The sequence below is a fragment of the Lentimicrobiaceae bacterium genome (genome assembly GCA_028697555.1).
Classification (GTDB): Bacteria; Bacteroidota; Bacteroidia; order Bacteroidales; family UBA4417; genus UBA4417.
On sequence record JAQVEX010000061.1, the window covers coordinates 1 to 13,151 of the forward strand.

The 13,151-nt window shown below is 36.3% G+C and carries 8 protein-coding genes; 5 read left to right on the plus strand and 3 right to left on the minus strand.

Going from position 1 to position 13,151, the window contains the following annotated elements; translation table 11 throughout:
- Positions 1 to 159 precede the first annotated feature (159 nt).
- From PHP31_08990 to hydE, 3 genes are all read right to left on the minus strand, one after another.
- The gene (locus PHP31_08990; GenBank protein ID MDD3739412.1) at positions 160 to 771 is read right to left on the minus strand and encodes a TetR/AcrR family transcriptional regulator; all 612 of its coding nucleotides are present in this window, start codon (positions 769 to 771) and stop codon (positions 160 to 162) included.
- 88 nt (positions 772 to 859) lie between these two features.
- The gene (locus tag PHP31_08995) at positions 860 to 2,209 is read right to left on the minus strand and encodes an MATE family efflux transporter (GenBank protein ID MDD3739413.1); all 1,350 of its coding nucleotides are present in this window, start codon (positions 2,207 to 2,209) and stop codon (positions 860 to 862) included.
- Positions 2,210 to 2,268: 59 nt separating this feature from the next.
- Positions 2,269 to 3,357: a [FeFe] hydrogenase H-cluster radical SAM maturase HydE gene (gene hydE / locus PHP31_09000; protein MDD3739414.1), complete on the minus strand. Its 1,089-nt coding sequence runs from the start codon at positions 3,355 to 3,357 to the stop codon at positions 2,269 to 2,271.
- Between the two features lie 174 nt (positions 3,358 to 3,531).
- Between hydE and PHP31_09005 the strand changes: the two genes are divergently transcribed.
- From PHP31_09005 to PHP31_09025, 5 genes are all read left to right on the plus strand, one after another.
- A complete protein-coding gene (locus PHP31_09005; GenBank protein ID MDD3739415.1) occupies positions 3,532 to 5,232 on the plus strand; it encodes an FAD-dependent oxidoreductase in 1,701 nt (566 codons plus the stop codon).
- Between the two features lie 355 nt (positions 5,233 to 5,587).
- Positions 5,588 to 6,103 carry a hypothetical protein gene (locus PHP31_09010; protein ID MDD3739416.1) on the plus strand — a complete coding sequence of 172 codons (516 nt, stop codon included), beginning with the start codon at positions 5,588 to 5,590 and terminating at the stop codon, positions 6,101 to 6,103.
- Between the two features lie 44 nt (positions 6,104 to 6,147).
- A complete protein-coding gene (locus tag PHP31_09015) occupies positions 6,148 to 9,303 on the plus strand; it encodes a SusC/RagA family TonB-linked outer membrane protein (protein MDD3739417.1) in 3,156 nt (1,051 codons plus the stop codon).
- 20 nt (positions 9,304 to 9,323) lie between these two features.
- Positions 9,324 to 10,799 carry a SusD/RagB family nutrient-binding outer membrane lipoprotein gene (locus PHP31_09020; GenBank protein ID MDD3739418.1) on the plus strand — a complete coding sequence of 492 codons (1,476 nt, stop codon included), beginning with the start codon at positions 9,324 to 9,326 and terminating at the stop codon, positions 10,797 to 10,799.
- A 16-nt stretch (positions 10,800 to 10,815) separates the two neighbouring features.
- On the plus strand, positions 10,816 to 13,151 hold a 2,336-nt coding region (locus tag PHP31_09025), incomplete at its 3' end, for a hypothetical protein (protein ID MDD3739419.1).

Below are 13,151 nucleotides of genomic sequence, written 5' to 3' on the forward strand. Positions count from 1 at the left end.
AGTAGGACTTTCGGATAATGCTATGGAAATAGCCTTGTCAAGGTCTATTTTAAGTGTATCGGCAGGTGTTTGCGCTTCCAAATGATAAAAACTGCAAATTAAGGCTACAACGGTTAATATATTTGATTTTATATTCATCACTTTTAATTAGTTCTAATGTTATTCTTGATTAAAGTTGTTTTGTACGTAGTTATCAATTATTTCTATTCCCTTTGGAGTTGAAATGCCTCTTACCAAATTAACAGCCATTGTAACGTATAACTCATGCTCGGTGTAATCAACATTCACAAGGTCACGCTTTCTACTGAAAATGTAAAAGCTATCGATAAAAATGTACGCAATCAGGTCTATGTTTATATTGTCTCTGTACACACCTTGTTCTATACCTAATTTGATAAAATTTTTAATATGCGAGTACATGCTATCGTACGTACACTGAATTTCATTGTAGGTTTTGGGGTAATACTTTTTTATATCTTCAATGAAACGCACTTTATAAAAAGGCTTTATATTTTGTTTGTATATGTGGCTCAAAAAAGTTTCTAAAACATTATGATACTTGAGGTTAGAAGCTATAGCTTCTTCGTACATGATGGCATTAATGTTATCGAAAACATGTTTTAGTAAATCTTCCTTATCTGAAAAAGTTTCGTAAATGGTTCGTTTCGAAATACCTAAATTTTGTGCTATATCGTCCATCGAAACATTTCTAACCCCATTTTCCAAGAATAGGGTTGTAGCCGCATCTATTATTCTTTTCTTAGCTTCCATAAATTTTTTTTGCAAAGCTAAAATAAATCTCAAAAAACCAAAACAGTTTTCCATGTTTTAACAATAATTAATAGGAAAAATAATAATGCTAACTATAACTTAACAATTTTTTCTTTTTTGAGTAGATTAACATCCACAAAGGAGATAAGCAACCTTTGAAAATGGTTGTAATTGATATAGCCCACCAAACTCCATTTACACCCCATACCGAAGCTAAAATTAAGGAGAGCGGTATGCGTATTGTGTTAAAGACTATACTAATAATAGCTGGCGGAGCAGTTTTGCCTATTCCGTTAAATAAACCTTGTGTTGCTATTTCAACCATCATAAATACTTGCGAAATACCAATAATCAGAAGATATGAGCCTCCGGCGATATATGCCTCTTTTTCGGGTATGAAAAGTGCAAAGATATTTTCGCCTATGGTGATAAATAAAATAGAAACAACAATTCCCAAAGCACCCAACATGATAAGAGTGTATATGTAAGCTCTTGCTGCCCTTTGCTCTTTCTTAGCTCCAAAATTTTGAGCAACAAAACTTCCCAAAGCGGAAGCAAATCCGTGAGCAGTATTCCAGGTTATTCCTTCTATTTGTCCGCCTGTGCTTTGGCTCGTTACTCCTATGTGTCCGCCATGTATAGACGCTATTCGAGCTAAACTCATGCTTATTATAGAAAAATATGCGCTCATCAAAGCTACAGGAAAACCCAATTTTAAAATGTAAATAATCTCTCTTTTAATAGGTCTGATAAGTAATTTGGTCTTTCCTAATATGCCATTTTTACCTTTAATATGTGTTATAAAAAGAGTGAAAACGACTGTTTGTGACATCACCGTTGCAATAGCAGCACCGTCTACTCCCAGAGCAGGAAAACCCAAATATCCGAATATCAGAATAGGGTCAAGTATAATATTCAATACCAATCCGCTTGCATTAAAATAAAAAGGTATATCGCTTCTGCCACCACCAATGTAAATACCCGAAAAATTAAGTATTAAAAACATAAACGGAATACCGAATGAAATGATGGTAAGGTAGCTGTTGGCTAGAGCGTTTATCGATGTGTCAAGATAAAAGAAAGAAATGAATAAATTGGGGAATGTAAAAAACATTACTCCAAATAAAACTCCCATAATTACCGCAATGATAGTTGTGTGAGAAGCCAAAATTTGCATTCTTTTATGGTTGCCTTCTCCTAAAGCTCTCCCTATTGATATTTCGGCGCCTACTTTTGAAACCAATCCAAAAGAAGTCAGCATCCACATTAGCATGCCCGACGAACCGACTGCCGCCACCGACTGACTGCCCAAACGTCCTATCCAGGCTATATCTACCAAATTATAAGTCATTTGGATAAAGCCGGTAGCCATTATTGGCAGTGCTAATTTTAGCAACTGATTTAAGATGTTTCCTTTGGTTAGGTCGCGTGTTTTCAATTAGAAAAAATTTGGACAAAAATAACCAAATACAATTAATTGAAAATTATTTTGGCGTGTTAGCCTATAATTTTGTTTCTGATTTTAAAGTGCAAAGAATCGCCACGCTCGTTAAAACCAATAGAGTGTCCGATACCCTTAATCGATTTTGTCAAACTTTCTATTGAATCTTCTATTTGCTCTTTTGTTCCGGGTTTGTCTTTGTACAGCAAATAGTTTTCGCGATATTTTAAAGGTGTAATATTGGGCATAATAACGTTAGCCCCTGCAATGATTGCCTGTTCTCTGCCGTTTTTAACAATAGCTTGCATAGCTGTTGTGGCTGCTATATTAATATTTGGCATTAATAATCGGAGACAAGCCACCATATTTATTGTTAATTCAAATCTTTCAGAAACGGGCAACAATTCACCTTTATACTTATACAATGGAGTTTTTGCGTGTTCTACGTAAGGTCCCATTCCCACCATATCAACATTTAACTCTTTTAAAAAAAGTAAGTCGTTGGCTAAGTCTTCCAATGTTTGAAACGGGAGACCAATCATAACACCGCTACCTGTGTTGTAACCTAACTTTTGTAGCAGTTTCAAAGTATTAACTCTGTTGTCGAAGTTGTGAAGGTTGTCGTTAGGGTGTAACTTTTTGTAAAGTTCTCTGTTTGAAGTCTCTACTCGTAGCAAATATCTGTGAGCTCCGGCGTCTAACCATCTTTTAAAAACTTCTTCGCTTTGCTCGCCCATCGAAAGAGTAACGCCTAAGCCATCATTGGTTTTTAATTTTATCTCTTTTAAAAATGATTCAACGGTATTTACAAAATTCGTATTAGAAATTTCCCCCGACTGTATAGCCAACGAACCAAAACCTTTACTGTAAGCGTACTCTGCACAAGACAATACTTCATCGTGCGTAAGCACATATTTGCTGTCGGTTGTATTATCCCTTCTGATGCCGCAGTAGTGGCAGTTTTTAGCACACACGTTGGAATACTCAATCAAACCACGCAAATAAACAATATTGCCAACACTTTTAAGCTTGACTTCTCTTGCTTTTTCTATCAACTTTTTTTGTTCTTTGCCTTTCAATCCCAACAAGTAAACCAAATCAGCTTGTGTTAGACTATTAAAATCAATGTTATCAAATTTGCTCATTAAATACCTTAATTATTGTGCAAATATATGCAAATGCTAAATTGTCAATCAAAATTCAGTTATATTTTTATGATTTAATTGTTAAATTTACATATAATTTAACATAAAACATTGTTTTTTTACAAAACTAAATTTAACTTTGCTCTCAGTAATAACATAAAAATATAAATTAATATGAAAAACAAAAAATACGTTGTTGTAGGCGGTGTCGCTGGAGGAGCTTCTGCAGCTGCTCGTATCCGTCGTTTAAACGAAAATGCAGAAATTCTTATTTTAGACAAAGGTCCTAATATTTCATTTTCAAATTGTTGCTTGCCAAATTTTTTTAGTGGCGAAATCAATTGTGTGGACAATCTTGTTTTATTCGGACCCGAGGGGTTCAAAAAAATGTTTAACCTAGAAGCCAAAGTTAATCAAGAGGTTATAAAAATTGAAGCAGATAAACACAAGGTTATTGTTAAAGATTTAACTAACGGAAACGTTTATGAAGAAAGTTACGACTACTTAATATTATCTCCGGGAGCACGTGCTATAAAGCCCACAAATATCAAAGGTATTGATAGGGAAAATGTTTTTATAGTTAAAAATGTTAACGATGTCAGGAAAATTGACGAATTTGTTAAAGCTAACAATGTTAAGGATGTTGTTGTTGTTGGAGGAGGTTTTATAGGAGTTGAAGTTGCCGAGTGTTTTAAGAAATCGGGCATGAATATAACCTTAGTTGAGGCTCAAGATCAAGTAATGCTTTCATTCGACTACGATTTTGCGCAAATGCTTCACAAAGAATTGTACGACAATGGTATTAATTTGATAGTTAGCGATTCTGTTGTAGAGGTTGAAAAAGATAAAGTTATTTTAGCATCGGGAAGAGAAGTTAAAGCAACCATGGTAATAATGGCAATAGGCGTTACACCTGATATTGAAATGGCTGTAGATTCGGGAGTTGAAGTGGGTGAAACAGGTGGTATAAAAGTTGATGCAAAATTCCGCACCAATTTACCCGATGTGTACGCAGTAGGCGATGCGATAGAAGTGCATAACTCAATTACCAAAAAGAAAACACGACTTCCGTTGGCAGGTCCTGCACAGAGACAAGCTCGTTCGGCAGCTGATGGAATTTTCGGAAGATTTGTAAACAACAGAGGAGTAATAGGGTCTTCGGCTATTAGAATTTTTAATTTAAATGCCGCCACCACAGGCTTAAACGAAAAAGAATGTCAAAAACAAGGAATTGACTACATGGCAGCTTATATTTTGCCATTCGATAAAGTTAAACTTTTGCCTGATTCTTCAGTCTTGCATTTCAAATTAATATTTGAAAACCCAACAGGAAGAATATTGGGAGCACAAGCCATAGGTAGGGGTAATGCCACTAAACGTATTGATGTTATTGCAACAATGATAACAATGGGCGGATACCTAGAAGACTTAAAAGAGCTTGAACTTTGTTATGCTCCGCCATTCGGAACAGCTAAGGATGTTGTTAATGTGGCTGCAATGGTTGGTCTTAACTTGCTGAATGGAGAATACAAGCAAGTTCCTATGACAAAAATTACCGAACTTGTCGAAAACGGCGAGTATATCATTGATGCCAGAGAAAGAGCGGCTTACGAAGCATCTCACGTAAAAGGTTCAGTCAATATTCCGCTTAGCGAAATACGTCAGAGACACCACGAAATCCCAAGAGATAGGACAGTATATATACATTGTAGAACTTCATGGTATAGCTATTACTCCATTAGAGCTCTTCAGGGTTATGGTATTAACAACGTTGTTAATATTCAAGGTTCATTTTTGGGCTTTAGTAATTATCTGTATTTTAATGATAAAACAACCGGTAGAGAGTCTATTCTAACAGGATATAACTTCAATTAGCAGCAGCTAATTAAGTTTATTTAGTATCTATTAATAAAGTTCTGTCAGATTTTTTGGCAGAACTTTTTTTATGTAATTATTATATAATTTGCTCATATGTAACATTATATATTTGTATATCTCTCGATTTATAAAGTGCATTTTCGTTATGTAAAAGTCATATGTTTTTTCATTAATAAAAATATTATTTCCGTAGTAGGGAGATGGTATTATTAGTGAGCAAAGCTAATAATGTCAACTGTTTTATTGTTATTTAATATATATAACAAACGATTAATAATTATATAATTATTTGAGAATATTTACAAAATAACACTAAAATACCTTTGCAAATGAAAATTAATAATTACCAAAAATGAAAAAAATCAGCATTACCTTTTTATTACTGTTTGCACTAATTAGCAACAACTTTGTTTTATCCGACAATTTTTCTTATACCGAAAAAGGAGTCGTTGAAAAAAAAGAAAACTACATCATTATTTTAAAAGATGTAAAGTCAAAAGTAAACTTGTATTTATCAAATGTGTCGAATGACGAGTTGTATAGTCACAAGTTTGGTGACGAAATTTCGCGTCGATTGAGACTTATTGACAAAGAATATACTTATGAGACGCAGGCTGCACCGGGAGCATTTTCGGGAAAACTAATAGTTGAAAAACCGATTATCTACAACAGCCTTTTAAAATTAGAAAAACACTTTACACGACGTGTAGGCAAGAATTACGACTTCAACAAAAACGAATTGATGAGAATTTTAAATATCGGAATACTTATAAGGTATGAAGATACAACCGAATTTGAAAAATGCTTGGAAAAAGCAAGCAACGTTGAGGAAATTCTTGAAGTGTTCAACAAAGTTAAAGTAGAATAACTACTTACTAATATCAAAATTAACCAATAAAACTACATAAATTTATGATTAAAAAATTAACAATTTTACTGTTTGCTTTAATACTAAGCACTGGCTTAATAGGTCAAGTAAAAATATCGGGTAATGTAAAAGATGCTCAAACTGGGCAAACTATACCCGGAGTTAGTATTATAGAAAAAGGAACGTACAACGGTTGTGTCTCCGATATAAACGGAGATTATTCCATAATAATCAACGACGTTTCTTCTGCTACACTTGTATTTTCTTTTGTAGGATATACAACTGAAGAAAGAAAGTTATCCAAAGGTCAACTTATAGTTGATGTTGTCCTTAATGAAGAAGTGCAAAACTTGGAAGGAGTTGTGGTTACAGCCTTGGGTATTACTCAGGCAAAAAAATCGGTAGGGTATTCAACTCAAGAAGTTAGAACAGAAGACATAAAGAAAATTGCAGCTCCAAACGTTGGAAACCTGCTTACCGGTAAAGTTGCCGGATTAGCGGTAAATAACCCAACGGGAATGTTCCAATCGCCAACATTTTCATTGCGTGGTAAATCTCCTCTCATTGTTGTTAATAATGTTCCTGTTGAAACCAATATGTTTGATATCGCTTCCGAAGATATCGAAAATATTACCGTATTAAAAGGGACATCTGCATCTGCTTTGTACGGAGCCAGAGGAAGAAATGGTGCCATACTTATTACTACCAAAACCGCCGATGTAACTGGAACCGAAGTTACCATTAGCAACAACACTATGCTTACTGTGGGCTATGCATCTTTTCCGCAAACTCAATCCGAGTACGGTAATGGTTCGTACGGACAATACGAGTTTTGGGATGGAAAAGACGGTGGTAAATCTGATGGCGACATGATTTGGGGTCCTAAATTCGGTACAGGTATTATGGTGCCTCAATGGAATAGTCCTATTTACGATAGCCTTACAGGCGAAACAATTCCTTGGTGGGGTGATGTTGAAGGCACAAAATACAACGACAAGTCAAGATATTCAAGAGTTCCAATACCTTGGGAATATCACGACAACCTTAGAAATTTTATGCGTACGGGTGTTGTAACAACTAGCAACTTTTCGGTTGCTCACAAAGGAAACAGATTTATGTACCGCATGTCGGGAAATTATTCATACCAGCGTGGGCAAGTTCCTAACACTTGCCTATATACCGGTAGTTTAAACTTTAGTTCAACTTCAAAACTAACGCAAGCTTTAACATTAGATACTAAATTATCCTACGGAAAAGTCTATTCGCCCAATTATCCTCGTTACGGATACGGTCCGAGAAACCACATGTACACAATACTTATTTGGATGGGCGACGATGTTAACGGCGAAGAATTAAAAGAGCATTTGTATGTACCCGGTCAAGAAGGCTATCGTCAGGCTAATTTCAACTATGCTTGGTACAACAACGTATATTTTGCTGCTTACGAATTATCGCAAATGTATAATGAAAACGGCGTCAACGGACAGTTAAGACTCTCTTACGAAATAAATAGAAACTTAATTCTTCAAGCTAAAACATCATTAATAACTAAGCATTTATTCGAAGATAGAAAAAGTCCTAAGTCATACTTAAACTACGGCGATCCTCGCGATGGTGATTACAAAATATGGAATACCGATTGGCTTACTGCCGATAATGATATTTTGTTAACGTATCGTCAACCTGTTAATGAAAACATAAACCTTACATTCAACGCCGGAGCTGCTTCGTACTACAGCCGATACAGTCAGGAATACAACGCAACCGACGGTTTGATAGTACCTTGGGTTTATAGTCTTAACAATACCAAAAATAGCGTTAAAGCCAGCAATTACTTGAGGGAAAGAGCTGTTAATAGCGTTTATCTCACAGCTGATATTGACTTATACGATATATTCTTCCTAAAATTAGCTGCACGTAACGACTGGTCGTCAACTTTGCCTGTACATCATAACTCGTATTTCTACCCTTCGGTATCGTTAAGTACGGTTTTATCGAATATGATTACAATGCCAGTCTTTGTCGATTATTTAAAATTGTACGGCTCTTGGGCGAACGTATCTAGCGACTTAAATCCTTATCAAATATCATCATATTACTATAATGCAGGAAACTATGGTAGCACGACAATGGTTGATTACTCAGGTGCTATTATAAATCCAAATATAAAACCTGAAAGTTCAACTTCATATGAAGCCGGTTTGTCATCTAGTTTCTTAAAAAACACTCTTACTCTCGACTTAACTTGGTACAGAGTTATTGACAAAAACCAAATTATTGACCTGCCAATTTCACCAACCTCAGGATTTAACTCGCATAAAGTAAACGGAAACGAATTTACTACAAACGGCATCGAAATAACCTTAGGTGCTACTCCTATAAAGAGTAGTTCTGCTCGTTGGGATATTGCACTTGGTTTTGATACGCGAGTAAAACGTATAACCGAAATTTACGGCGATGCAAAAAAATATGGTAATTACTCGTTAAACGAGAGAGTTGACAATTATTACGCTACAGCGTGGATGAAATCGCCCGATGGAAAAGTGATATTGGATAAGGGAAGCGGATTGCCAATTAGAGACCCATATCCTCAGTTGTTTGGACACTTAGAACCGGATTTTCGATTTGGATTCCAAAACAATATAACTTTTGGTAAGTTTGTTGTCGGGGTTGATTTTGACGGAGTTTACGGAGGAATATTTCATTCAAGATCGCTCGAAAGAATGTGGTGGGGAGGTAAACACCCAGGCACAACAAAGTACAGAGACGAAGAGTATGCTGCCGGACACCCTGTTTATGTTCCCGACGGAGTTAATATAGTTTCCGGTGAGCTTGTCAGGGACGTTGACGGTAATGTTATTTCCGATACACGCGTGTTCGAACAAAACACCACTGCGGTAGATTGGCAAAGTTGGTGCCAGAACTATCCATTCAGAGCCAGAGTTACCGAAAAAGAAAATAAAGAGTTTGTCAATACTCCTAGTCGTACGTTTTTCAAATTGCGTAAGGTTTCACTCACATACGATGCTACCAATTTGTTAAATCTCAGAACCATTAAACACATTGAAATTACCGCTTTTGGATACAATTTATTTGTACTTAAAAAAGCTAAAATCGTTGATCCGGATTATGGCAACGACGATAATCTTCAAGACCCCTCTGCTCGTTACTTGGGCTTAGGTTTTAAAATTAATTTATAAACGTCGTAAAAATATCAATCATGAATAAAATTATAACAATAACAGGTTTACTTATTATTTTAACCTTTGCATCTTGCACCAAATTACAAGAATACAACGAAAACCCCAATAATGTTAAAGAAGTGCATCCGCAATTGTTGCTTACAAATATTGTGTGGGATGCTTTTCAGGTTGAAGGAGCCAATCCTATGTATGCAACTCATATGATAGTACAGACCGACCGTGAGGATATAATTCAATACTACAAATGGAATAGAGGTGATTTTAACTATTATAACGATTTGCGAAATGTAACTAAAATGATAGAAGAAGCCGAACGTATTCAAGACCCATCTTATATAGCAATAGGCAAATTATTTAGAGCCTACTATTTTTACAAACTCACACTTCAGTTTGGCGATATTCCATATTCGCAGGCTCTTAAAGGAGAATCGGAAGGAATTTACACTCCCGTATATGATTCGCAAAAAGATGTTTTTATCGGAATTCTTAAAGAATTGGAAGAAGCTAACCAACTTATTAGCGATAATCCTATTGCAGGAGATATTGTTTACAGAGGGAATCCTGACAATTGGAAAAAATTGATAAACTCGTTCCGTCTTAAAATTCTTATTACTTTATCGAAAAAAGAAAACGACAACGACCTTAACATTAAAAACACTTTTGCTAATATAGTAGCATCGCAACCTATTTTTACCTCTATATCTGATAATGCTCAAATTGCATTCTTAGATCAGCTTGGAAGTAGATATACCGAGTTTAACAACAGCAACTACGGTTCGGGCAGATATGCAGACTCAACAATGATTAAACGACTTCGTGATAGACAAGACCCTCGGTTGTTTATTTACTATGGACAAACACGTGAGGCTAAAGAAAGCGGTTTACCTATCGATGACTTTAACGGTTACGATGGTGGAAACCCAATTGCATCGCCAGACTACAATAACAGAAAGGCAGTTGATGGTCTTTCATCTAGAGTCAATCTCCGTTATACCACAAATCCTGTTACTGAGCCGCACAATTTGTTGAGCTATTCCGAACTTCAATTTATTCTTGCCGAAGCTGTTGTTAGAGGTTGGATATCGGGTGATGCTAAAACGTACTACGATAATGGAATTAAAGCTTCATTCAAATTTTATTACGACAACGCTCCCGAATACGCATCTTACGTTGATGATAACGCAGTTGCTACATACCTCACCAATCCATTGGTTGATTTTTCAACTGCAAGCAGTAATGATGAAAAAATTGAGAAAATTATTACTCAAAAATTTCTTACTACGTTTTTGCAAGGTGGATGGTTAGGTTATTTCGAACATTTAAGAACGGGCTACCCTCATTTAGATCATTTGCCTAATTTTGCACCACCTTATCGTTGGATGTATCCCGAAACGGAATATCGTTTAAATGCTGAAAATGTAACAGCAGCTATTTCGTCGCAATTTGGAGTGGGCAACGATAATATAAGAGAAAAAACTTGGTGGCTTAAATAAATAAAACATATCAAATATGAAACGAATTATTTTTAAAGCAATTTTACTTGGGTTAATTCTGACTACAATATCTTCTTGTTCAAATAAATCAGACAAAAATTATCCCAACGCTCCTGCAGGTAGTAAATATTGCCAAATAGATAAAAACGGCGAAACTATTATACCCAATGGGCGTATTATTAAACCTTGCGGCAAGCAGTTTATAACTGCTCCCCACCCGTATGGACTTGCCCTTAGCAATGATGGTAATATTGCCATTACGGCTAATTCGGGTATCAGACCTTTTTCCATTACAGTAATAAAAGGCATTAATGAGGAAACGCAAAGTCAATATCAAATTCCAGAAGGATATTTCACCGACAGAGGTGCTTTAGAATCGGTGTTTATGGGTCTGGCTACTTCCAACGACGACAAATTATTGTACGCGTCAGGCGGAATTGCTAACAAGATTTTTATTTTTGAATTGAGTAGTGGAAAAAAACTAGATTCAATTAATTGCGACCTGCCTTTTATGGGTGAGGAAATTAATGGCGGATATTTAGGTGACATGGTAATGACTAAAGATGGTAAAACTCTTTATGTTGTCGACCAGGCTAACTTTTTACTAAATATAATTTCGTTAGAAGATAAAAAAATTACAAATCGTGTTAAAGTTGGTAGATATCCGTTTAGCGTTACGCTTTCGCCCGACGAGTCGAAAGTATACGTTGCCAATGTTGGTATGTACGAATACAAGCGTTTGGAAGGTATAACTCCACAGAATGCCAAAGAAGCGGGCTTGCGACAACCTGTATCGGCTTATCTTTCCGAACAATCAATTAAAGGGTATAAAGCAAACGATAGTATTACTGTTCCGCCTTTGGGCGAACCTAATGTGCCGGAATCTTTTTCGGTTTGGGCTATAGATGTTTCGCAAGAAGAACCTGTCGTTATATCAAAAATTAAAACAGGATTTTTAGTTGGCGAAATGGTTGAAGGTATTCCGGCTGTGGGAGGTTCAGGACCTAATTCGTTAGTTGCTAACGATAAATACGTTTTTGTCAGCAACGGAAACAATGACCTTGTTAGCGTCATCGACCTTAAAACTGAAAGGGTTGTTAAAAACATACCTCTTATTTTAGATAAAAGAATGGCTCATTTGAGAGGTGTAATACCTTTTGGACTTGCAATGTCGCCCGATGGAAAACGATTGTTTGTAGCCGAAGCTGGTATTAATGCTGTAGCTGTTATTGATGCTAACAGACTTAAATTGTTAGGACATATTCCTACAGGTTGGTTTCCTGCAAAAGTTCGTGTTACACCCGACAATAAGAAATTAGTTGTTGCCAATGCCAAAGGCTTCGGTAGCGGACCCAACGGCGGAGAAAATTTTAAACCTACGCCTGCCGGTGCTTATATAGGCTGCTTGATGTACGGTAGTGTTTCTGTTATTGATATGCCTTCAAATAAGGAATTGAAAAAGCTAACCCAGCAAGTTGTTGAAAATAATTTTGATTTCAATAAGATTGAGAGACAGCCAAATCCTATACCTCTTTACCCTGGTGAGAAAGAAAGTCCTATAAAGTACATAGTTTTTATAACTAAAGAAAACCGTACTTACGACGAAGTATTTGGCGAAAACGAAAAGGGTAAAGGATATGCACCTTTGGCTCGTTATGGAGTGTCGGCTACTTTTTCGAATAGAAGCAAAACCGTAACGCTTAGTAATGTTAATGTTATGCCGAATCATCAAGCTTTGGCTCAACAATTCTCAATTTCCGATAATTTCTACGTCGATTCCGATGTTTCGGCTGATGGTCACAGGTGGTTAACTTGCACTTATCCGAATCATTGGGTCGAAACAAATGCTCCTGCCTCATATGGCGGTGGACAACGCCGCATAAAAGGAGCTCCAGGTTCTAACGCTTTTGTTGGTTCGTCGGGTGCTATTTATCCCGAGGATTACAATGAAGCAGGTTCTATGTGGGAGCACTTCGATAGACATAATGTTTCGTTATACAATTTCGGATTAAGCCATGAGTTTGCTCAATCGTATTCCGACTCGACGCTTAAATACGGTGGCGAAAGGTATTTAGTCAATTATCCTGTGCCGGCTCCGGTTTTCATAAAGTCTTCACCTATATATCCAACTTACAATACAGCTATCCCCGATCAATTCAGAGCATCAATCTTTATTGACGAATATACTGAAAAATGGTTGAGCAAAGGCATTAATCCACCATCGTTTATTTCGGTGCTGTTGCCCAACGACCATGGTGCAGGCGAGAGACCACATGCCGGATATCCGTTTCGCGAAAGCTATATGATGGATAACGATTTAGCATTAGGACGTATTATTCAGTTCCTTTCGTC

Excerpts from the sequence above, each read along its gene's own strand:
- hydE (MDD3739414.1), bottom strand. The coding sequence starts at position 3,357 with ATGAGCAAATTTGATAACATTGATTTTAATAGTCTAACACAAGCTGAT.
- PHP31_09015 (MDD3739417.1), top strand. The coding sequence starts at position 6,148 with ATGATTAAAAAATTAACAATTTTACTGTTTGCTTTAATACTAAGCACT.
- PHP31_09005 (MDD3739415.1), top strand. The coding sequence starts at position 3,532 with ATGAAAAACAAAAAATACGTTGTTGTAGGCGGTGTCGCTGGAGGAGCT.
- PHP31_09020 (MDD3739418.1), top strand. The coding sequence starts at position 9,324 with ATGAATAAAATTATAACAATAACAGGTTTACTTATTATTTTAACCTTT.
- PHP31_08990 (MDD3739412.1), bottom strand. The coding sequence starts at position 771 with ATGGAAGCTAAGAAAAGAATAATAGATGCGGCTACAACCCTATTCTTG.
- PHP31_09010 (MDD3739416.1), top strand. The coding sequence starts at position 5,588 with ATGAAAAAAATCAGCATTACCTTTTTATTACTGTTTGCACTAATTAGC.